The organism is Cytobacillus sp. NJ13, assembly GCA_030348385.1.
In the GTDB taxonomy this organism is placed as follows: domain Bacteria; phylum Bacillota; class Bacilli; order Bacillales; family Cytobacillaceae; genus Cytobacillus.
The window spans coordinates 571,213-594,753 of the sequence record JAUCFP010000006.1; the positions used below are offsets into that span (position 1 = coordinate 571,213).

Genomic DNA, 23,541 nt, shown 5'->3' on the forward strand with positions numbered 1-23,541 from the left:
AGCAGTATTTTTAATTGTTGTAGATGGCCACCAACTGTTGTAGATGGCCACCAACTTTCTTTAATTGAATCTATCAATCTATGATTTATCTAGGTTTTACGTTGACATACAGTTTACCAGCAGCTGTTTGACGAGATTCATTTCCGTAATCGTCTCTCATAACCACTTCGATTACAGCACCTTTAATCTTGTCTTTTGGAGCCGTCCAGGTACCAACATAGTGACCGTTTCCTTGCTCTGTTAATGGTATTTCAACAGAAGTGGCGGTTGCTGTTGTTGTTGTGGCTGCGGCTGCATAGGTTGAAGGTAAGCGAACAATGAAAGAGCCGCTAATTCCTGGCTCACTGTCTAGTTCGACAGTCAACTTATTACCCTTATTTATCACCACATCTTGAGCTGGTTTTAAATTTGTGATTGCAGGTGGAGTAAACTTGGCGTAAATAGTGACTCTTTTGCTAGTTTCGTTTCCAGCACGGTCCTTTGCAGTGACCGTAAATTCATTTTTTCCATTTTTGAGTAGCAGGCGCAGGGAGTAAGAGCCATCTTCTGTGACATTCACTTTTTGACCATTTATAGTGACTTCGGATAGATGCAGGTCGGTCACTTTTCCTTCAATCGTAACTGCCGTCTGATTTGTTTTGAAACCATCAGCAGGTTTGGTGATGGTTAGTTCTGGTTTTGCCTGGTCAAGGGTGATCTTCACTGGCTCGGACGGATCCGTACTACCTTGATTAGATGAAGAGATAGCTGTCAGCACGTTTTCACCTTTTTGAAGGGGCACATCTACAGAGAAAGTGCCATCCTCTCTAGCTGTTGTGGTAGCCTCTTCTTTCCCTTTATTGAAAAGATGAACTTGGGTAGCAGGTGAAGCTTGCCCTTCTACTGTGAAAGTAGATTGATTGGTAATGGCTGCATCTTTTGGTGTTGTAATCACTGGAGTCATCGCTTCATATTGTACCTGTGCCCGAATCATAATATTTCCCTGAGCTGGAGCGAACGGTATCCAAACTCCACCTAACATTTCCCAGCTCCGACCCGCGCTTTTACTGTTTGTATCAATAGCAAGTCCTGGAGCATGCGGGTAAAGGCCTTCTTGAAGATAGACAAAATAGAAGTCGTCGTTTACGAAGATGCTTTCATTTGACAAATCGACAGCCGACCATTGCCCATTCGTTAGTGCAGTCGAATCAAATGGACCCGCTATTTTTTTGCCAGGAGCACCTTGATTTCCACTATTATCATAGATGGCAAGCTTAAAGTCTGTTCCACCTGGAGACGGCCATCCTTTATCCCAGAAGCGGACGAGACCTGCAGTGACTAAGGCGCTTTTTTTGCCCTCAGGCAGAGAAATTTTTACAGCCCAAGCATTTCCAGGAGCATTCCAAACTTTAGCATTTTCCGCTGTCCCATCATCATAGCCTATCTCACTTGAATAGCCTACAAATGGTGGTAACCCAACATTTTGTTCACTCTGCCCGTTTGCTGGGATGGAGATGGTGATATCTTGGGCGAAAAAGAAAGGCGCGGACACATGTAATGTATAGGTTCCTTCATAGGCAGTGATAGTGAAATGTCCGTTTTCATCTGTTTGTACAGGTTGAATGACCGCGTCTTCGATCAGAGAGAGTGTTGCGTTAGCTAGCGGCTGACCTGTTTGCTTATTTGTGACCGTTCCGTTAACTGTTCCTTTCGATGCCGGTTTTAAGGTAAAGTTGGTATCTAACGTACCATCTTTAGGAATCTTCACTCGTTTATCGGAAGAGACATATCCATATGACTCTGCACGTAAGGTGAACTCACCAGCAGGATGTCTCATGGTAAAGCTGCCATCAACTGGGTTGGTGATAGCAGAACGTCCTGATTCGAGCACGCTCACTGTAGCCTCAAGCGGCAGGGTCATGGGTTGGACTGCTGCCGGTGTGATCGCGGCGGTAGGTGCCATCACGTTTTGTGTTTTTATTGTTTTGATGGTATCCGCGTTTTCCAGTTGTCTTGCATCTTCTAGTTCTGCATTGGCTGAAGTAAGTGCTGTATTGCTTAAGGCGACATCATCGATATACCAGCCTGCTCTTTGGCCCAATTCGTCTGTGGTGAGGTTAAAGGCGATATAGATTTCTTGACCAGCATATGCGGTTAGATCGATTTGGCGTTGAGTCCATTCAAGAGAGTTACCAGTGATGCTGGACAACTGTTGCCAGTTTTGTTTGTCTGTTGACACAAGCACATAACCATTATCGTAACCGCTTTCAATTTGATGCCAGTCTTTATACTGCAGATAAGTATTACCTTCAGGCACGATGATTCGAGGCATCATCAAGCTCATATTGGCTTTAGCGTCATATGGACCACTTAACTTGGTTCCGTACACTTTTTCACCGGAAGCGGCCGTTGCTGGTCCATTGTCGTAGGCAGGTACTCCCCATTGCCAAGTGTTTTTCGTACCATAAGAAGTCCAGCCGTTCGGTATAGATTCAAAATCTTGATAATAACCAGTGCTAATACCCGCTTTGACTGGTACTTTGTAATCGTCAGAAGTAACCGCGTTTTGTCCATAGTCCGTGATGTGCCAACGATAGGTAAGGGTTGGAACCTGTATGGCATCAGCCGGAATCACGGCTTGGTACGTTCCGCTCTTATAGTTACCTGCGGTACGAGTTGCTGCTGCTGTTTGCCATTCGGCAGTTTCGCTTGCACGGTATTGTAGCTCTACTCTTATAACACTGACATTGTCTTGTACTTGAACAGTAAGAGGTAATGTCATATTTGCAAAGTTTTCAGTTGGAGCGGTATGCTGATAAGTTGGATTCTCAGTATCCTGACCTTCCTGACCCACTTGTCCCTGAACGCGGCCAAGTCCGCTGGCTATGGATGATACAGCCATATAGGCGTTTACTAGTCCATGACCATACCCATTGTTTGGTGAAGTTGGATAGGTGGAATCAGTTAATGGTGTTGCTGAATCTTTTAAAATTTTTTCAATTTCATCAACAGTAAGAGATGGATTCACCTGCCTCATCAAGGCAACGACTCCAGAAATGTGTGGTGCACCCCACATAGTCAAAGATAAAGTCGAATAGCTGCCACCTAGGTCGGAAGAGCGAATGTTCTCACCTGGAGCGGAAATGTCTGGCTTCATTACTCCATATGCCGAAGGACCGCGTGAGGAGTGAAACCCCCGCAGATTATTACTATCTGTATACCCAACAGCAAACGATTCCGGATAGTTGGCTGGAGTCCAGATTAACCCTTCTTTATAGCTTGAATTTCCAGCAGCGAACACAGGGAAAATCTCAGCTGCACGCCAGTTTTGCACCATTGGACGGAACCATTCATCGACTCCTTCTTGAACTGTACCCCATGAGTTGTTCACTACATCAGGTGCTTTTTCTGGATGTGGGTTGCCCTCAGCATCTTTTGGAGCTAGAATCCATTCTCCGGCTTCCAGTAGATCGACTTGGGTTCCGCTACCACCATAGCCTTTAGTGGCTTTCACGGCGATCCATTTTGCACCTGGAGCAACCCCAATTTGATTTGAACCATTAGGTTCAGAACCTACCATGATTCCTGTGCCGCGGGTACCTTGTTTAGAGTCATCATATGGAGTCGGCTTCCCATTAACAGCATCAAACCAGCTGAAGGTATGGTCAGGCTGATCTGGATTGGCTGGGTTGTAACCCCGATACTTTTCTTTTAAAGCAGGGTGATCCCACTGGACTCCTGTATCGATACTAGCGACTACAGTTCCCGTACCATCAAAGCCCATCTTCCAGACTTGTGGTACGTCAATTTTTGCAATATTCCATGGGACTGAAGTGGTGTCTGTTTGAGTGTCTTCCTGAGTGTCCGCTTGGGTGTCAGTTTGAGTTTTTGCTTTAGCATCAGCTGTTGGCTGAGTGGATTTATTACTGCTTTCATTCGGGATCATCTGTACCGTTTCGTTAGGCATAATTTTTTCGACTTCAGGAAAGGCTGCAAGTTTATCCATCACTTGTTTAGTTCCTGTTACCGCCATGCCGTTGACGATATAGAAGGATTGAAACTCTTTGACATTTCCTTTCTTTTTCTCTTGATTCAAATAGGTTTTGATTGAGTATTGAGTTTCATTGGCCTTAGCTCGAAGAGTGGAGACGACAGCCGAACGTTTCATTAATTCGGTTTTGGCAGCAGTTTGTTTTTGAGCTTTAGCTTTTTTAGCTGTTTCAATGGCAACTTTGTTTGTATCAACTTGATCTTTAAATTTTAATAAAAATGTTACGGTTTTATCCTTATTAAACTGTTCCTTCAGTTCTTTATCTACCTTTGTATCAACATTTTTAGATGCTGCTTCTGAACTTTCATGTGTTTTCGCATTTTTAGATGCTGCCTTAGAAGTTTCATGAAGAGTAATACTTGCTTTGGAGTTGGAATTAGCCAAAGCGAATTGCGGTGAAAAAGTAGAGAGCAGCAATAATGCACATAAAAAAAAACTAAATGCGACGTGGCCATAGCCATGTCTTTTCCTTTTTATCAATTTGATTCCCCCTGAAATTTGATGGCATTAAGACTGGCGTTAATATTTGGAACTCTAAATTCGAATTTTTATTGATTATTAACTGCATTAATTGTGGTTCGTGCTGTCGTAACTTTAAATCCGAACTCATCAACACCAAAGTGTTATGGTATAAATTCCATTTGGCTGCCCTGTTTTGAAGATCCATTTGCCTGATTTAACCATCCACGTATTCCTTTTCATCTCGAGCTTATGTAAACCTATGGTGTTTTTAGAATTCTCCTCAATAATTCCCATATGCTCAGTGGATGCATTTCCATAAAGGCTTCTCTGCGTAAAGCAATTGTTTTCTTAGAACTTTTTTTCATCCCATGAAACCCCTATAATTCTTTTCTCAACTTGATAGTCCCCCCTTTGTTGAGCATTTTACTAGATTAATTAATCCTTAAAAAAGTAATATCCAAGAAGTGGGATTTTGCCCAAATCTTAGATACAAATAAATAATAATCGAAATAATAAAACTTGTGTATTGGGGGAAAATGGGCTTTTTTTGCCGTCAATTTTTTCGATAATAATACAAATAATTACAAAAATAGACATTTTATTATTAAAAAGTAAAAAAATAAACAAATAATAAGGATATTAAGATTACATAGGAATATATTCTTGTGTAATTGGGGTAATATGGAGATTAATAAGGAATTAAGTATTATTTTTGGGAATATTTCATATATATTAACCAGATTAAATTTTTGCAGTTAAATAGTAATCTGATACTGGAATTAAATAAAAGAGGTTGTCAAAATATGCAAAAAAATAAGCTAACCAAATCACTGGAAAATGGGGGAAAGTGGATAGCTTTTTAACTAAACTTCACAAATAAATAACAAAACTTTTTACATTCATTTTGCATATCATTCTACCTAAAATACATAACTTTAAAACGCATCTAAATTTTAAATGTGGTCGTTCTTTCTGTAAAATTATTTCTCTTGTTAGCTCTTGAGTTTAGTTGGCCAGTAAAACGGGTTCAGGTGCAAAGAGTGCATTTATTTGAAAGAGGTATATAAATAAATCGATAGAAACGGTCGGGCATTAACTATTAGTTATGCCTGACCATTTTTTTTTCAAGCTTGGTGTTTCATATTGTAAGCACTTACTCAAATAAAAAGGTCTAGAATAGATCTTTGGTTTTATGTTGGTATAGAACCAATAGCTATAAAAGTTACATCCTATGTTTTATTTTCAGAAAAATATGAATATACGATAATGAAAAAGAGAATGGCAATTTACTATTTTAATTTGTTATTCGTTAAAATTATCGATTGGGAGGGGATGGAATGAGGAGCAGAAATAATAAGGAAGATCCTTACAGGAAGGCTGTGGGTATGTAAACAGTTTGTGCAATCATTGAAATCATAGAAAAATGTGGCCACATACAAAGCAGAAGATTTAAACATCACAAGAGAGTATAAAACGCATCGAAGTGTAGCGATAAACAGTGAATCCCTGCATCAAGACATTATCTCATTAGATGCTCTTATTCTATTAATTGGTTTTTCTGGAGGAAGTATGGTGAAAAATATGAAAATGAAAAAGATTATAGCAACCTCTTTATCTACGGTTTTGCTTGCATCTACCTTTCATAGTGTAAATGCAATCGATAAAACAACAAATGAAAAGACACCACCTGAGCATTCGGCCAATGTAAACAGTATTGATGGTGCTGATGAACAAAAAATCACGCTTATCACAGGTGATGTCGTTACCATTAAAAAGCTTGAAGGCGGCAAGAGTGTTATTAACGTAGAGCATGTTGACCAAAATGGTGCAGGTGCTCAAATACTGGATATTGGTGAAGAGACGTATGTTATTCCAAATTCAGCTATCCCATACTTAGCAGCTGATAAGTTGGATATGGATTTGTTTAATATAACGGAATTGATTAAAAATGGCTATGATGACAAAAGTCTTTCTTCTCTACCCATAATCGTGGAGTACACGGAATCAAAAGGTAAAGCTGATCGACCAAAAGCTGAGCCAAAAGGCGCAAAAACGGTTCGAGTATTAGAGAGTATTAACGCTGCTGCCCTCTCTGCTTCCAAAATGGAAGCGGATACATTCTGGAAAGATGTCACACCTGAGGCTGCAGCAACAGCAAAAGCCAAATCAAACAATGCTTTGTTCGACAAGGGCATTGAAAAGATCTGGCTGGATGGCCGAGTGGAAGCCACATTAGATCAAAGTGTACCTCAGATTGGTGCGCCAGCCGTTTGGGAGTCAGGTTACACAGGTAAGGGCGTTAAGGTAGCGGTACTTGACACAGGAATCGACCCAAATCATCCTGATCTTGCGGATCAAATAGACGAGGCGAAAAGTTTCGTACCGGAAGAAACAGTTGATGATGGTAATGGTCACGGTACTCATGTCGCTTCAACAGTGCTGGGAACAGGGGCTGCTTCTGAGGGCAAGAATAAAGGAGTTGCTCCTGAGGCCCGATTGCTCGTAGGTAAAGTGTTAAACAACAAAGGAAGTGGTATGGAGTCTTGGATCATAGACGGTATGGAATGGGCTGCAGACAACGCCAAGATTGTAAGCATGAGTTTGGGAGGCGGGCCAAGTGACGGAACAGACCCGATGGCTCAAGCCGTAAATAGACTAAGTGAAGAAACAGGTGCCCTATTTGTTATTGCTGCCGGAAACGCAGGTTATGAAGGAGCCGTCGGTACACCAGGAACTGCTGATGCTGCTTTAACGATCGGTGCTGTGGATAAGACTGACAGGATTGCTTCTTTTACATCAAAAGGACCTCGATATGGAGATATGGGATTGAAACCTGACCTGTCTGCACCAGGTGTTGGGATTGTTGCAGCCCGATCTGGACTAACATCAGGAAGCGGATCTTACAAGAGTCTGAGTGGTACATCCATGGCAACCCCTCATGTAGCAGGAGCAGCCGCGATTCTTCTGCAGAAGAATCCTAATTGGAATGGTACACAGCTAAAAGAAGCGTTGATGAGTACATCCAAGAAATTAAATTATTCGCCTTATCATATTGGATCAGGTCGATTAGATGTACCAGCAGCGGCATTTAGTACAGTGAGAGCAACTGGTTCAATATCGTTTGGGTTCTTCAAATGGCCAAATGATAATGCGCAATCTGTACAAAAAACAGTTACTTACACAAACGACAGCGACTCAGCTGTAACCTTAGATCTTCATGCAGATTTTAAGAATTCAAAAGGTAATTCCGCACCAAATGGTATGCTAACGGTTTCTGAGAGTCAAATTACCATTCCGGCTAACGGGGCTAAAGACGTAACCGTTACATTGAATCCACAACTTGGAGACTTAGGCACGCGTTATGAAGGACATCTAACAGCAACTGATTCTGAAGGCAAGCAAGTGGCTCATACTTCAATGGGCATGGTGAAAGAAGAAGAAAAATATCCGCTAACGTTTAACGCTACGGACCGTAATGGAAATCCTGCCCTTACGGCTGTCGCGCTTGTTAACAAAGACCTGGAAAAACCTGAATTCATTGCTGTAAACGGATCAACAGAATTACGATTACCCCCCGGCACGTATTCAGCCATGTCTTATATGTCAGTGGATACTGAAACAGATCATAGTGGTATAGCATTAGTCGGTGATCCTGAAATCAAGCTGGACGGTCCTCAAACCGTGGAACTTGATGCTCGAGAAGCAAAAGAAATTTCAGCAGAAGTACAGAATAATACAGAACCAAGCTATCAGCGCATGCAATACTACCGTTCCCTTGGCGGCAAACCATTGACTCATTCTAATACCATGCTTCCATGGATCGATAAAATGTATGCTGTCCCAACAAAGGAAGTTAAAACAGGAGACTTCGAATATTTGACTCGCTGGCGTTTAACGAAACCATTGCTTGAGATTAACTTTAAAGGAAAAGAATTGGATGACGTACCATTTGCAGGAAGCACAATGCTCGATGGAAAATATAACTTATTAACGGTTTATGCAGGAAAAGGGACTTCAGCAGATTATGAGCGTCTAAAAGCAAAAGGAAAAGCGGTTGTTGTAGAACGCAACAGCGAAGTTACGCCTTCTGAGCAGGCCGCTGCTGCACATGCAGCGGGTGCAAAGCTGTTGATCATCGTAAACAATGAAGATAAGGAATTCAGTGCGTTTGCAGGAAATCCGGATAGAACGGACATCCCTCTTGCAGTTGTTGGAATCAGTAAAGGTGAAGGAGATAAAGTGATCACAGCAGCACGTTCTGGCAACATGAAACTGTTTGTTGAAGGTGAAACAAATACACCATATGTATATGATTTGATGGATCTTCATCAAGACCAAATTCCAAAGAATTTAAAATATGCTCCATCTAACGATGAACTCGTTAAGATCGACACGCGTTACAAATCAGACCGTGATGCACCTGGAGGAGAGTTCCGTTATGATTTGCGTCCGTATTCAAAGGGTGTTGGGGATTTACAAAAAATACAGTTGCCTTCTGTTCGAACAGAGTGGGTTTCAGCAGTAAAAGATACTAGATGGTATCACAAAGCAGCGGTATTAGACAGTCCATGGGAAGTTCGCCAGCCTGCAGTTACGTATGAGAAAGGACAAAGACTTCAGGAAGAATGGTTCTCTCCAGTAGTTCGTCCGCGTTTGGGTGAAGGCTATTTTCCACCTAGCCGCCAAAACAACACTTTACACTTTAATATTCCTGCTTTGGCCGATTCAGGGAATGGCTCTACAGGCGGTGAAGTATATGAAGAATCCAAAAAACATCAAACACTTAAATTGTACCAGGGAGATACCCTTGTTAGTGAAAGAAAAGGACAAGCTATGGACTTAAATACTCCATTCCCGGAAGAAAAAACGCAATACAGGTTAGTAAGTGATGTTAAGCGTGATCCGAATCGCTGGAAAACATCGTTAAGCACGCATACAGAATGGACATTCTGGTCTCAAAAAAGCGAAGAGTTTTTCGAAACTTTCCTCCCATTCTATTCGCTGGATTATAAGGTTGAGACCGATATGAACGGTAACGCACATGCAGCACCATCGACTGCACTCGAGCTATCTGTTGCAAAACTTGATGATGTGGAGGGCTATGGAAAATTAGAGGGTGCTACATTAGAGGTTTCCTTTAATGAAGGAGAGTCATGGCAGAAAGTAAAACTTGAGCGTACTGCGTATGATCGTTGGACTGCTAAAATTAACAATCCTAACTCAAACAAATATGTTTCCCTCCGTGCAGCCGCTTGGGATGATCAAGAAAATAAAATTTCTCAGGAAGTAATTAAGGCATATGGTTTGAGGTAATATCGAGATTAATAGCATACCCCTCAGCTGGTGAAGGGTATGCTATTATATTTACTAGTGTGTTAAATAGTCATAATATACTGCGAATTCAGTTGGAGTCTCATAATAAATTTGACCACTTTTAATAAAAATGTAAGGTGCAAATTTAAGTTTCATTATTAAAGTGGAAAGAGGTGTCAGGAAACTTGGAAAATAAAGGAGTTCAATTGTCTGTTCATGCTTGGGAAAATTCAGAAAGTGTGAAGTTTATCATTGCGTTACTGAATAATACTGATTTTGAAAAGATTTTTATCTTTAGAACCGGTCAACAATACGATATTCACGTGCTTAATCCAGAGGGAAAAGAAGTGTATCGATACTCTAAAGGCAGATTTTTTACACAAGCAATTGAACAAGTGAATTTTGATCCTGGTGAAACCCGTAAATGGGAAGAAACTTGGGACTATAAATGTGATGGAAAACGTGTGGAGCCTGGTGAGTATATCGTGTTGGTAACGTTAGCTGGTAATGAGGAAGGTGTAAAAACACCTATAGCAAAGAATATGTTTACCGTCTCTTAAAAAAATATATACAGCATTTAGACAGGTATAATCTATTTGGAATGGCTGTATAATAACAGATCCTATTAGGAATCTTTTACCTCTTTCAAGTAAATGTAATCTTTGTGCCAGAGCCACCAAAGAACTTTCCGCAGTTGATGTGGAGTATACGAATAACACACAGGTTTTTATAAGTACATCTTTAGTTAACTAAAGATGTACACTTTGACAAATATTAAATAATAACATAACCATAAAATACTAAAAACCCTTGCTGCGCAAGGGTTTTCGTGTATGGAGCAAAGGGGGCTCGAACCCGTGACATCTACGCAGCCAGAGGAAAATCCTAATGAACAATTGAGTAGAAGGCTTTAATATACTTTATCGCCATTAAAAATAGAGTTTTTGACAATAACATAATCTACGTGACGAATGGAGTCTAAAGTGGTTCCACCAGCATATGAAATAGAAGATTGGAGATCTTGTTCCATTTCAGTTAACGTATCCTGTAAGGAACCTTTATGCTCAACGTACATTTTCTTACCTTCTACGTTCTTCTTTTCACCTTTTTGATATTCAGAAGCAGAGCCAAAATATTCTTTAACAAACTTTCCATCTTTTTTGATGGTTTCTCCTGGTGATTCTTCATGTCCGGCAAAAAGGGAGCCAATCATGACCATCGATGCACCGAAACGGATTGATTTGGCTATATCACCGTGTGTTCGTATTCCACCATCAGCAATAATCGGTTTACTTGCTGCTTTTGCACACCAACGAAGTGCTGCCAACTGCCAGCCTCCAGTCCCGAATCCTGTTTTAATTTTTGTGATACATACTTTACCAGGACCAATCCCAACTTTTGTCGCATCAGCACCGGCATTCTCAAGTTCTCGCACAGCTTCAGGAGTACCAACATTACCAGCAATGACAAAGCTCTCGGGTAGGTATTTTTTTATATGCTGAATCATATTAATGACAGCATTTGAATGACCATGTGCAATGTCGATCGTTATGAATTCAGGGGTAAGCTCTGCCTTTGCAAGCTCTTCAATGAATTGATATTCTTCTTCTTTCACTCCAACACTAATTGAAGCGTAGAAACCTTTTGCTTGTATATCCTCTACAAATGACCGCCGTTTTTCTGGCTCAAAGCGATGCATAATATAAAAATAATTATTTTCAGCAAGATAAAGGGCTATCTTTTCATCAATGATTGTTTGCATATTGGCTGGCACAACAGGAAGTTTAAATTGACGACCTCCCAGTGTCACAGTGGTATCACACTCAGAACGGCTGTTAACCACACATTTAGCAGGAATTAACTGAATATCTTCATAATCAAATACATTTTCCATGAAATACACTCCTAAAAGAATAATTTTAATAGTAATGTTCGTCAAAATCTTAAGGTGAAAAAATCCTAACTATAAATGGGTAAAGTAAACTCACCCATTCGTAGTTAGGATTTTTAGGCTCCTAGTAGAAACTCTTAGACCATAATTCTAAGAATATACGAATGATTTTAAATAATTTATTTAAACACAAATTTGATTATAAACGAACTTTTATTAAATGTAAACGTTTATTATTCGGATTTTCATTGAAAATTAAAAGGGATTTAAACATTATCATCAAAAAAATTGGTTTTTATAAAAGGTGGGAGGAAATTAAATCAATATATTTAATCATTTTTTGTTTTTTCCAGAGCATCGAATTTCTTCTTTGAATAACGGGGAGGATTGTGGAATAAGATTAGCAGGGTAGTTAAAAAGCAGGATGTTTATTAAAAAATGTAGAATCTCAACAGAGTTATTAGGAGATTTTTGAAACTCTAACTATTTAGGGAGGAGATTACTTTGCAACGAATTGACTTGCTTTTAAACGTGCTAGATTTAACATTTGATAAAGAGAGTTGATATGCACCGTTTAAACATGCTAAAGAAGGACTTACAGCCGAACAGGCTATCTGGAAACCATCTGGAGAGATCATATAAATAGCCACCAAGTAAATACCCCTTTATTCCATTTGGAATAAAGGGGTATTTTTTTTGATTAATGGTCATCGAAGAGCAGGAATAGAACCTTTTTTAGTGTTTTTAGAGATTTATGGTCATCTAAGTGTGAGAACGGAACCTGATTTTGGTATTTTTTGAGATTGATAGTCATCAAAGAACGGAGATGGAACCCACTCCATCAGCATTTTGTGCTTACGATCGATAAAGCATATAAGACCGAAAATGACAAATAAACAGTGGTTTTACAAAACCTTAATATTTGATTAATGTGGAATTAACATTGTCGGATTATGATGAAACCGTAACAAACAGTAATAAAAATTAAAAAATCCACATTAATTGGAGGAACTTTTAATGAATTACACATTAAAGAAAAAAGGTTACAAGTTTATTCAAGCTATGATGTTAGGTGTAAGTGTAGTAGGACTAACTGCTTGTGGAGCAAATAAAGAAAAAGCTGCTCCAGCTGTAAGTGATACAGAATCATTAACCTTGCAAGAAATTGAAACAAAAGCAACAGAAGAGGGAGAAATTAATAGTGTTGGTATGCCAGATTCATGGGCCAACTGGGGTGAAACGTGGACAGAAGTTACAGATAACTATACATTGAAACACACAGATACAGATTTATCCAGTGCCGAAGAGATCGCCAAAATGGAATCTGAAAAAGAAAATGCAACTGCTGATATCGGTGATGTAGGGGTTTCCTTTGGACCAATCGCAGAACAAAAAGAATTAACGCTTCCTTATAAAACTTCCTATTGGGACGAGTTACCTGAATGGGCAAAAGATGACAATGGGGATTGGGTTGTTGGCTACCAAGGAACGATTGCATTCTTAACGAATAAAGAGCTAGTAAAAAATCCGCCAAAATCTTGGGATGACATCTTAAATGGAGATTATAAAGTAACCGTTGGAGATGTACAGCGCGGTGCACAGAACCAAATGGCCGTTCTTGCTGCTGCGATGGCTTATGGCGGTGATGAAACAAATCTTCAGCCGGGAATTGACTTTTTTACTAAGCTTGCTAAGCAAGGCCGTCTAAGCTTAACAGATGCTAAACCAGCTAATATCGAAAAAGGAGAAGTGGAAGTGGCCTTAGTATGGGACTTCAATGCTCTTGGTTACGCTGAACAAATCAAGCGTGATCAATTTGATGTAAGCATTCCAAGTGAGGGTTCAGTAGTAAGCGGTTATGCAACAATTATTAACAAATATGCAAAGCATCCTCATGCAGCGATGGCGACTAGAGAATATATTTTAAGCGATGAAGGACAAATTAACTTGGCTAAAGGATTCGCCCGCCCGATTCGTGACGTGGAACTTCCGAAAGAAGTAGCTGAAAAAATGGTTCCAGAAGAACAGTACAAAAAGGCAAAACCTATCGAAGACTCCAAAGCTTGGGAAGAATCAGTAAAAACATTGCCACAGGTTTGGCAGGAAGAGGTGTTAGTCCATGTCAAATAAAGTAATCGCCATTGTTGTGGATGGTATGAGATATGATAAAGCATGTGAGGCCTTAGGATTTCTTCAGCATTTAGTTGAAACGAATCAGGCATCCCTTTACAAAGTGAAGTCGGAGCTTCCCAGTCTTTCCCGTCCATTGTATGAAGTGCTGTTAACAGGTACACCGTCATCAGTGAACGGCATTACGTCCAATCAAGCGGTTCGGCTATCTGGCGAGAAAAGTCTCTTTCATCTGACGAAAGAGAATGGTTTAAGAAACGGATCGGCATCGTATTACTGGGTAAGCGAACTTTATAATCGTGCTCCGTTCCATTTTATTGAAGACCGTGAGCAAGAGGATCCATCCAAGCCAATTCAATACGGAAAATTTTATTGGGATGATGATTATCCAGACAGTCATGTGCTCATGGATGCAGAAGCTTTGCGAAGAAAGTATGACCCGCACTTTTTATATATCCATCCGCTTGGTGTAGATGTAAAAGGAGAAGTCTATGGTTCGGAATCGAAAGAATATCGTGAACAGATCTTAAAGATGGGTAGCATTTTGGCTCAGCTTCTGCCAATTTGGATCAAAGAAGGCTACCACATTTTAATAACTTCTGATCATGGGATGAGTGAAACGGGCAATCATGGAGGCATAACAGATGGTGAGCGTGATGTACCACTCTTTATGATCAGTCCAAAAGTTGAGCCTGGCGTTTATAGTGAAGTGGTTCCACAATTGGCTTTCGCACCGCTCGTTTGTGAACTTTTAAATATTGAGCCATCCAATAAAATGATTTCCTATCAATTGCCGGGTCTTAAAGGAAAAATTAGCATTTAAATAAGTAAAATGAAGATTGACTGGAATTGGTTTAACGTACGCATGGTTAAACCAATTCCCAAATTGATAGAGAACATAGAGGAGCGAGAAGTCTTGCGAAAAATAAAAAAACAAAAAATTTACTTATTAGCTCTTTTACTGCCATTTATTTTGTTTGTCATTGGTTTTGAAATCGGACCATTAGCAGCAATGATTAAAAATAGCTTTTATGCTGACGATGGAATTCAAGTTACGATTAATCAATATTTAACCATTTTTAAAAGTGATTTTTACATGAAGGCCATTCAGAATAGCCTTGTTATTTCCTTAATATCTGCTGTAATTTCTGTGATTATAGCGGTTATTGCAGCGTATTCAATTACAAAGTTCTCACAAAAAATACAAAACCGGCTGCTGATGATTACAAATATGACTTCGAATTTTGAGGGAATCCCCCTTTCATTTTCATACATTATTTTGCTTGGAAACAACGGATTGTTTACTTTGCTTTTTTCTAAAATGGGTTTGGATGTGTTTGCGGACTTTAATTTATACTCATGGACAGGCCTCATTCTTGTTTATATCTATTTTCAAATTCCGCTTGCTGTTATGCTCATCTACCCATCTTATCAAGGAATTAAAAAACAATGGAAAGAAGCTTCTTCCCTATTAGGCGGTTCAAAGTTTTCATTTTGGCACCGTATCGGAATTCCAGTTCTGCTGCCTAGTATTGTAGGTACGTTCAGTATTTTGTTTGCCAATGCGATGGGAGCTTATGCTACAGCCTATGCATTGGTCGGAAGCAACTATAACTTGTTGTCATTGCAAATCGCGTCCCTGGTTGCAAGTGATGTAGCATTAAAGCCGCAGCTGGGCAGTGCGATGGGAGTTCTTTTAGCAGCGACGATGATAGGTGCGTTATGGTTCAATGAACAAATGATGCGCCGCATTAGGAGGGATTTACGATGAAATCTTTATTGTCTTTTCATAAAGCACTCGTTGGACTTCTGGTAATCTATTTATTAATTCCGCTTATAGGAACATTCTTGTTCTCGATCGCAGGTAAATGGGATCATACGATTTTACCTGAGAGTTATACAATGAAATGGTATATTGAATTATTTCAAGATGAACGCTTTTTTGATGCATTTCAGCGAACGCTGTTTTTAATCGTAATGTCAGTAGGTCTTAGTATTGTTATCATGCTTCCAACGATCTTTATCATCACCGTATATTTCAGTAAATGGGAACGATTGCTTCAGGCTGCAGCAATGCTTCCATATGGAATACCTCCCATTGTTGGAGCAGTAGGATTAATCAAGTTATATTCAGATGGCCCAATTCCAATTGCCGGAACACCTTGGATATTAATTGGAGCTTACTTCATAACCATTCTGCCGTTTATGTATCAAGGTATTCGCAACAGCCTGCGAACACTTAATGCGGTACAGCTTGTTGATGCTGCTGAATTACTCGGTGCCACAAAGTTTCAGGCGTTCCGTACAGTAGTGTTTCCAAATATTATCTCTGGTATTTTAGTGTCTACATTATTATCAGTCGCACTATTGTTTAGTGAATTTGCTTTGGCTAATTTGCTTGTTGGAGGCAGATTTGAAACGCTGCAAATCTATCTTGCAGATAAACTGAATAGTAGCGGTCACTTAACAAGTGCAATTGTCATTACGTATTATTCCGTGATTTTACTTTTAACGGGGACTGTATTAAAACTTACTTTTAAAAACGATAAAAATCCAGCCGAGTCAAAAAAGAGCCGCGTTCTTTCATTATTAAGAAAACAAAGCCGTGATAAAAAAATTGTATTAGAAGGTGAAAACTCATGAGCTATGTAACCATCGATCAAGTAATTAAGAAGTATGATAAGCAAGTGGTATTAAACGATATTTCTATTACCTTAAACAAAGGGGAATTTGCTACTTTGCTTGGGCAAAGCGGATGCGGAAAGAGCACATTGCTGCGTTCAATTGCAGGGCTTGAAGATGTTGATGCAGGAAAAATCTTAATTGATGGAAAAGACATTACAAACTTATCTCCGCGTCAGCGTGAGGTTGGGATGGTGTTTCAGTCATATGCTCTTTTCCCAAATATGAATGTTTTTGATAATATCGCATACGGCCTTAAAATGAAAAAGGTAAAAAATTTAAAATCAAAAGTGGCAAAGATGATTGAGATGGTTGACTTAACCGGAAAGGAAGCCTCTTTTCCTCATCAATTATCTGGCGGACAGCAGCAGCGGGTTGCTTTGGCTCGTGCGCTTGTTATGGAGCCAAAAGTATTGCTTTTAGATGAACCGTTAAGCGCATTGGATGCTAAAATTAGGAAAAGCTTGCAAAAGGAATTAAAGAGAATTCAAAAGGAATTAAACATTACCACCATTTTTGTTACACACGATCAGGAAGAAGCAATGACGATGTCAGATCGAATTTTTGTAATGAATAAAGGAAATGTTGTCCAATCCGGTTCTCCAACGGAAATTTATACAACTCCCGTCAACACATTTGTAGCAAATTTCATAGGGAATTACAATGTCTTTAAAATGGAAACATTTCGCAAACTCGTTCGCAGTACGGAATTAAAAGGGGATGAAGTTGCCTTTCGGCCTGAAGTGTTAAAGCTGCTTCCTATTGGTGAAGAGAGCCAGGGTTTACAAGAGAATTGGCGACTAAAAGGGGTCATTAAAGATGTCTCTATGACAGGCAATGTATTAAGATATGAAGTCGAATCAGAGGAGTATTCTTTCCATGTAGACGATCTTCACCACCGAGGGGCAATGTTTGACCAAGGAACACAGATTCAAATTATTTTACCAAAGAAAGAATGCCTAATTTTATAAATGATTTTTCTTGGAGGATGAGCTATGTCCGTTTTGCCTGAAGAAAGGAAAAATGAAATATTAAAAGAACTTAAGAAAACTGGAAAAGTAAAAGTTGTGGAATTAGTTGAGCAATTTCAGGTTTCTGAAGAAACGATCAGACGCGATTTGATGATCTTAGAGGAAAAAGGATTATTAAAAAGGGTTTACGGCGGAGCGATTCATGCTGTTTTTCAATCTGAGGAACCCCCTTTTGTTCAACGTACATCTGTGAATCAAGAAGCAAAAGTGAAGGTTGGCAAAAAAGCTGTTGAACTAATTTCTGACGGAGATGTGATTGCCATTGATGTGGGAACAACCATGCTTGAATTTGCTAAGCAGATTGAAAAGAAAAAGGATATTACCATTATCACTAATTCTCTTCCTGTATCATCTGTATTGACGGAATCTCTCAATCAAAATATGTTCACAGGTCAAGTTTTGCTGCTTGGAGGGCAAATTGATCCAAAGCACCAATCGATTTCCGGAAGTCTTACTGAACAAATGCTGAATCAATTTAATATCGATAAAGCTTTCATTTCAGCGGGCGGTTTTTCTATTAAAAAAGGAGTCAGTAATTATCATTTACATGAAACGTTGGTTTCACGCAAAATGGTTGAAGTATCTAAGCAAGTGATATTGCTGACGGATTCCTCCAAAATTGGCGTTGATACGTTTAGTAAAGTTTGTCCTTTTGAAAAAATTGATGTCGTTGTCTGCGAACAGTCATTTCCAGAGGAATGGAAGGACCATCAAGAATTAGGGAAGATGAACTGGATTCAAGCATAATCCTTTTCCTCTCTTTAGGTAGAAAGGAGCATTATTTATGAGTTTTATTGCAATAGATTTAGATGGAACATTATTGAACGACCAGAACGAAATTAATGAAGAAAATATAAAGGCGATTCAATCTGCTCAAGAGAATGGTTTTGAAGTTGTGATTTCAACAGGGCGGGCCTATTTTGATGTTCGAACCATTTGTGAAAAAGCTGGAATATCCCCGTATGTCATCGGGACAAATGGAGCAACCATTCATGCCAAAAATGGGGAATGTCTTTCTTCTATTACTCTAGCGAAAGATCGTGCTGAATCAATTCTTCAATGGCTCGATGAACGGAATTATTACTACGAGGTGTTCACGGATCAAGCGATTTATGCTCTGAAAAAAGAACGAGAACAATTCTATAAAGAGATTCAAAGCTTGAAAAGTGCAGATTCGGAAATGACAGAATTAGCCGCAGAAGCGGAAAGGCAATTTGATCAGTTTGGATTTGTATTGGTTGAAAGCTGCCAGGATATTCTAGGTCAAGCTGAAGAATTTAATAATATTTTGGCATGTTCCTTTGACAAAATGAAATTGGTGGAAGCATGGAACGAATTTAAGACGTTCGATGAGTTAATGGTTGTTTCATCTGCCGATCATAACATTGAAATTACGAATAAAGGAGCAACAAAAGGAATGGCCCTTGAAAAATTGGCGTTCATGCTGAATGGCACCTTAGACAGGGCAATGGCTATCGGAGACAGCAACAATGATTTATCCATGTTCGAAAAAGTTGGATGCAGTGTGGCGATGGGAAATGCGAAAGATGAGATAAAAGCGGTTTGTACAATGACAACCCTTACGAACGTTGAGAATGGGGTAGCTTATGCCATCCATCGATATATGGAGAGCTTCGCTGCTGCAAAATAGGCATCCATGCCGGAAGAAGGAGAGATCAAGCATATGGCGTGGATCTATCTGATCATGGCAGGGCTTTTAGAAATTATCTGGGTAATAGGTCTTAAATACTCACATGGATTTACCATCCTGATCCCAAGCGTCATAACAGCAGCATTAATACTCTTGAGTTTTTTTCTGCTTTCAAAATCGTTTCATTCCGTTCCTATAGGAACAGGCTATGCCGTTTTTACTGGATTAGGAACGGTGGGAACTGTCGCAGCCGGGATGATTTTTTGGGGAGAGACTATTAATCTATGGAAAATATTTTTTGTCGCGTTAATGATCACAGGGATTATTGGACTAAAAGTAAGCCAAGCGGAACCTGAAACATAGAAGGAATTGAATGATAGGTAAAGGGTTGGGAGTTGATTTAATTGGATTGGTTTTTTCTTCTTATTGCCGGCTTTGCCGAGATTGGAAGTGTGATCAGTCTGAAGCGTGCAGATGGGTTTAGAAAATGGCCGTCTACGATCAGTTGTCTTGTTTTCGGAAGTTTAAGCTTTTACTTTCTTTCTTTGTCAGTATCATCGCTTCCAGTGGGGACTGCTTATGCAATATGGACTGCCATAGGCTCAGTCGGCAGCGTTTTAGCCGGCATGATCTTTTTCAATGAACCTAGAAGTTTAAGATCAACCATATGGATTATGTGTATTATTGCAGGGGCTGTCGGTGTTAAAATAACTTCAGGACATTAAGTCGCCATTTGGAGGGGAGCAAAGAGATGAAAACGATTCAAGATTGGATGCAAGAATATCCTATAATAAGTGAGCTTGCAGCTGTAAAGGAAGTATTTTGGACGAACCCGAAAAAGGAACCATATCAAACAGGAGCAAAGAAACTTCCGCTTAATGAAAATGATGTAAAAGATGCAGAGGAAAGGTTAATGCGTTTTGCTCCTTACATCGCAAAGGTTTTTCCAGAAACAAGGGAGAATAACGGAATCATTGAATCTCCTATTGTCTCCATCCCCGCGATGCGTGAAAAATTATCACAAATGTATGAACATCCATTAGAAGGAGAATTTTTGCTGAAATGTGACAGCCATCTTCCGATATCAGGTTCCATTAAAGCGCGCGGAGGCATTTACGAAGTGTTGAAACACGCAGAAACATTGGCGATTCAACATGGTTTATTATCAGTAGAGGATGATTATTCGATCCTTGATCGTGAGAAATTCAGAAACTTCTTTTCCGAATACTCCATTGCCGTCGGCTCTACAGGCAATTTAGGGCTAAGTATAGGCATTATGAGTGCCAAACTGGGTTTTAAAGTAACGGTCCACATGTCTGCGGATGCGAAGAAGTGGAAGAAAGATCTCCTTAGAAGCAAAGGAGTAACGGTGATTGAAAATAAGGAAGATTACAGCAAAGCGGTCGAAGAGGGGCGCAAACAGGCTGATAGTGATCCGAATTGCTACTTCATTGATGATGAGAACTCCCGTGATTTGTTTTTAGGATATGCAGTGGCAGCCTTTCGTTTAAAAAAACAGTTAGAAGAATTAAATATAATTGTAGATGAAAACCATCCGCTTTTTGTTTATCTGCCATGTGGTGTAGGAGGCGGACCGGGGGGAGTTGCTTTTGGTTTAAAATTAATCTATCAAGATCATGTACATTGCTTCTTTGCAGAGCCTACTCATTCTCCATGTATGCTGCTTGGACTCGTAACAGGATTGCATGATAAAGTTTCGGTCCAGGATTTTGGAATTGACAACATCACATCAGCTGACGGGCTTGCCGTTGGAAGACCATCAGGATTCGTTGGTCAAACGATTGAACCATTATTAAGCGGAAGCTATACGGTAAGTGATCATGAATTATTTAAACTATTAAGCGTATTGGCCGACACAGAAAATATTCTCCTTGAGCCTTCAGCATTGGCAGGCGTCATAGGTCCAGTAAAGTTAGCGGCTGAGAAACAAGGGAAAGAATATGTTCAGAATCATAACTTAAATGATCAAATGAAAAATGCTGTCCATCTCATGTGGGCGACTGGCGGCAGCATGGTTCCGAAAGAAACAATGGACGAATATTATAAAAAAGGTGCAGAACTATAATTCTAATCGCCGATTTCCATGAATTTTAGACGCAGAAAATCAGCTATTGCTCATGAAACGTCCTTAAGAACTCGCCAATCGGCGAGTTTCGTTTTGTGGAGAGTACACTTGATGATGTCTTTTATCAAATCTTATCTCAAAAAGTCAAAGGCATTAACATAGCATTAAAAAAATTATGAAAAAAATAATATGTCAAATTTGGTCATTCTATGTTATATTAGAAAAAAATTAATATATCAATTTGAATAAGTGCTCACTTTGGTGAGGTAAAAGGGAAACCAGTGAAAGTCTGGTACAGCCCCCGCTACTGTAATAGCTGATGAAATTACAATGCCACTGAGAAATCGGGAAGGTGTAAGAGTAAGAAGAAGCTTAAGTCAGGAAACCTGCTTATTTGAACGACACTTGCTTTTCGGAGGGAGAGGTATAGGCGGGACAATTATGATCAATTGTTTTTGAGTTTCAGTATGCTTATTTTTATACTGTCATTTCATATGCCTGTATTCCTTTGAAAAGGAGTGCAGGCATTTTTTATTTGGCAAGAAGCATTGAACTTTGAGAATTGTCTGGCGCAGGGCGCCTGCTCCCTAACTCGGCAGCAGGCAAGGCACATGTGCTTTTCTTAATTGGAGGTTAGCCTATGAAGAAGGGAAAAATATTTGTTGTCGGCTTCGGTCCAGGTGATCGTGAGCATATAACTAAACGGGCTGTGGATGCGCTGCAGCAGAGTGATTGCATAATTGGCTACAAAACCTACGTAGATCTGATCATGCCATTTGTAACAGCAAGTTCCATTGTCAGCACAGGAATGACTGAGGAGGTATCCCGTGCGCAGGATGCAGTGAAACGAGCGGAAGCTGGCGATATTGTTTCCGTGATTTCGAGCGGTGACTCGGGCGTTTACGGCATGGCCGGCTTAGTGTATGAAGTGCTGATCGAAATGGGATGGACGGAAGAAGAAGGAATCGAAGTGGAAATTGTTCCTGGCATCTCTGCGATTAATTCATGTGCGAGTTTACTGGGTGCACCTGTCATGCATGACTCCTGCACCATCAGTCTGAGTGACCATTTAACACCCTGGACGGTAATCGAGAAGCGCATTGAAGCAGCCGGCATGGCGGATTTTGTCATCGCTTTATATAACCCCAAAAGCGGCAGGAGAACACGACAAATTGTCGAAGCACAAAGAATTCTATTAAAATATCGTTCTCCTGATACACCAGTGGGGCTTGTGAAAAGTGCATACCGCGAAAATCAGAATGTCATTCTGACTACACTGGCGGAAATGCTTGATCACGATATAGGCATGCTGACAACAGTTGTGATTGGGAATTCCTCCACTTTCTTTTATGACAATAAGATCATTACGCCGAGAGGCTATCAGCGAAAGTACACGCTTGGTGAAGAGAATCAAAGCTTAAAGCCGCATCAGCGTTTGAAAAAGGAAGCGGAGCCATGGGCATTAAATCAGGAAACCGGGGAGGCACAGGCCGGATACGAGCAGATTGAAAGCAAAAAACAAGAAGCCAGCTCACTGGATATGGCTTTTAAGGCTTTATCGATGGTGACGAAATCGGAGATTGACCAGACACATTTGGTGCAGCAGCCAATCGAAGATATTTTTGAATTTGCGGTTTCGCCTGGGGTTGCCAATAAATTTATTACGCCAGACCAAATGCGAGTATTGGCAGAAGCTGTTGGCGAGAAAGGCACCATGGAATATACACCGGATCACCGATTTTTAATCAAAATTCCAACCGGACGGCCTCAGTCGATTGTGGAAAAACTCGAACAAAATCAGCTGACAGTTATGCCAGTGGGTGATGTTTTAAATGTAAAAGCCTGTGATTTTTGCTACGGGGAGAAAGCAGAATCCATTCCGTATGCAGAGGAAATTGCTGCTGAACTAGGGGGCTTAAAGCTTCCAAAGGAACTGCATATTGGCTTTAATGGCTGCGGTATGGCCTGCTATCGGGCCGTATTTGATGATATCGGCATTGTTTACCGCAAGAAGAAGTTTGATTTATTTATCGGGGCAAAGCCGGTTGGCCGTACAGCCCATGCTGCCCAGCCGGTGGCAGAGGGGATTGAGCCTGATCAGCTGGTGCCGTTATTAAAGGAGATTATAGAAGAATACAAAGAAAATGCGCATCCAAATGAACGGCTTTTTAAATATTTTAAGCGCGTGAAAAAAATTCAGTATTTTACTTATCAGGATATGAGCTCCAGGATCGAAGTCGAGCCGGCACCTTGCGGGGATTAGGA

15 protein-coding genes, 1 pseudogene and 2 riboswitches are annotated in these 23,541 nt (G+C 40.1%); of the genes and pseudogenes, 14 read left to right on the forward strand and 2 right to left on the reverse strand.

From position 1 onward, the window contains the following. Nucleotides 1–85: 85 nt before the first annotated feature. Complete coding sequence (locus QUF73_02785) at nt 86–4,510, reverse strand: S8 family serine peptidase (protein MDM5225125.1); 4,425 nt, start codon at nt 4,508–4,510, stop codon at nt 86–88. Between the two features lie 1,551 nt (nt 4,511–6,061). Between QUF73_02785 and QUF73_02790 the strand changes: the two genes are divergently transcribed. After that, on the forward strand, nt 6,062–9,805 hold the full coding sequence (locus tag QUF73_02790) for a S8 family serine peptidase (protein ID MDM5225126.1): 3,744 nt from the start codon (nt 6,062–6,064) through the stop codon (nt 9,803–9,805). A gap of 185 nt (nt 9,806–9,990) precedes the next feature. Then, nucleotides 9,991–10,365 carry a BsuPI-related putative proteinase inhibitor gene (locus QUF73_02795; protein ID MDM5225127.1) on the forward strand — a complete coding sequence of 125 codons (375 nt, stop codon included), beginning with the start codon at nt 9,991–9,993 and terminating at the stop codon, nt 10,363–10,365. A gap of 350 nt (nt 10,366–10,715) precedes the next feature. Here QUF73_02795 and guaC read toward each other — a convergent pair whose 3' ends face one another. Next, the gene (gene guaC / locus QUF73_02800; protein MDM5225128.1) at nt 10,716–11,699 is read right to left on the reverse strand and encodes a GMP reductase; all 984 of its coding nucleotides are present in this window, start codon (nt 11,697–11,699) and stop codon (nt 10,716–10,718) included. An 81-nt stretch (nt 11,700–11,780) separates the two neighbouring features. Continuing rightward, a riboswitch (purine riboswitch) is annotated at nt 11,781–11,880 on the reverse strand. 320 nt (nt 11,881–12,200) lie between these two features. Between guaC and QUF73_02805 the strand changes: the two are divergent. The 12 genes and pseudogenes from QUF73_02805 (at nt 12,201) to cobJ (ending at nt 23,539) form a co-directional block, all read left to right on the forward strand. Further along, nucleotides 12,201–12,329, forward strand: a pseudogene (locus tag QUF73_02805) (DinB family protein). A 384-nt stretch (nt 12,330–12,713) separates the two neighbouring features. Next, nucleotides 12,714–13,826 (forward strand): extracellular solute-binding protein, encoded by a 1,113-nt coding sequence (locus tag QUF73_02810; GenBank protein MDM5225129.1) that lies wholly within the window; start codon nt 12,714–12,716, stop codon nt 13,824–13,826. Beyond that, nucleotides 13,816–14,649: an alkaline phosphatase family protein gene (locus tag QUF73_02815; GenBank protein ID MDM5225130.1), complete on the forward strand. Its 834-nt coding sequence runs from the start codon at nt 13,816–13,818 to the stop codon at nt 14,647–14,649. The genes QUF73_02810 and QUF73_02815 overlap by 11 nt, the downstream gene beginning before the upstream one ends. Nucleotides 14,650–14,742: 93 nt before the next feature. Then, on the forward strand, nt 14,743–15,597 hold the full coding sequence (locus tag QUF73_02820; GenBank protein MDM5225131.1) for an ABC transporter permease subunit: 855 nt from the start codon (nt 14,743–14,745) through the stop codon (nt 15,595–15,597). Then, nucleotides 15,594–16,469 carry an ABC transporter permease subunit gene (locus QUF73_02825; protein MDM5225132.1) on the forward strand — a complete coding sequence of 292 codons (876 nt, stop codon included), beginning with the start codon at nt 15,594–15,596 and terminating at the stop codon, nt 16,467–16,469. Before QUF73_02820 ends, QUF73_02825 begins: the two co-directional genes overlap by 4 nt. After that, nucleotides 16,466–17,479, forward strand: coding sequence for an ABC transporter ATP-binding protein (locus QUF73_02830; protein ID MDM5225133.1), 1,014 nt, complete (start codon nt 16,466–16,468; stop codon nt 17,477–17,479). Before QUF73_02825 ends, QUF73_02830 begins: the two co-directional genes overlap by 4 nt. A gap of 24 nt (nt 17,480–17,503) precedes the next feature. Next, nucleotides 17,504–18,286, forward strand: a complete 783-nt coding sequence (locus QUF73_02835) for a DeoR/GlpR family DNA-binding transcription regulator (protein ID MDM5225134.1) — start codon at nt 17,504–17,506, stop codon at nt 18,284–18,286. Nucleotides 18,287–18,323: 37 nt separating this feature from the next. Further along, nucleotides 18,324–19,190 (forward strand): Cof-type HAD-IIB family hydrolase, encoded by an 867-nt coding sequence (locus tag QUF73_02840; protein MDM5225135.1) that lies wholly within the window; start codon nt 18,324–18,326, stop codon nt 19,188–19,190. A 33-nt stretch (nt 19,191–19,223) separates the two neighbouring features. Further along, a complete protein-coding gene (locus tag QUF73_02845) occupies nt 19,224–19,553 on the forward strand; it encodes a multidrug efflux SMR transporter (protein ID MDM5225136.1) in 330 nt (109 codons plus the stop codon). 41 nt (nt 19,554–19,594) lie between these two features. Beyond that, nucleotides 19,595–19,915: a multidrug efflux SMR transporter gene (locus tag QUF73_02850; GenBank protein ID MDM5225137.1), complete on the forward strand. Its 321-nt coding sequence runs from the start codon at nt 19,595–19,597 to the stop codon at nt 19,913–19,915. Between the two features lie 26 nt (nt 19,916–19,941). Further along, entirely contained in the window at nt 19,942–21,276 is a 1,335-nt protein-coding gene (gene dsdA / locus QUF73_02855) for a D-serine ammonia-lyase (protein ID MDM5225138.1), read from the forward strand. Between the two features lie 230 nt (nt 21,277–21,506). Continuing rightward, nucleotides 21,507–21,685, forward strand: a riboswitch (cobalamin riboswitch). 231 nt (nt 21,686–21,916) lie between these two features. Next, on the forward strand, nt 21,917–23,539 hold the full coding sequence (gene cobJ, locus QUF73_02860) for a precorrin-3B C(17)-methyltransferase (protein ID MDM5225139.1): 1,623 nt from the start codon (nt 21,917–21,919) through the stop codon (nt 23,537–23,539). Nucleotides 23,540–23,541: the final 2 nt, after the last annotated feature.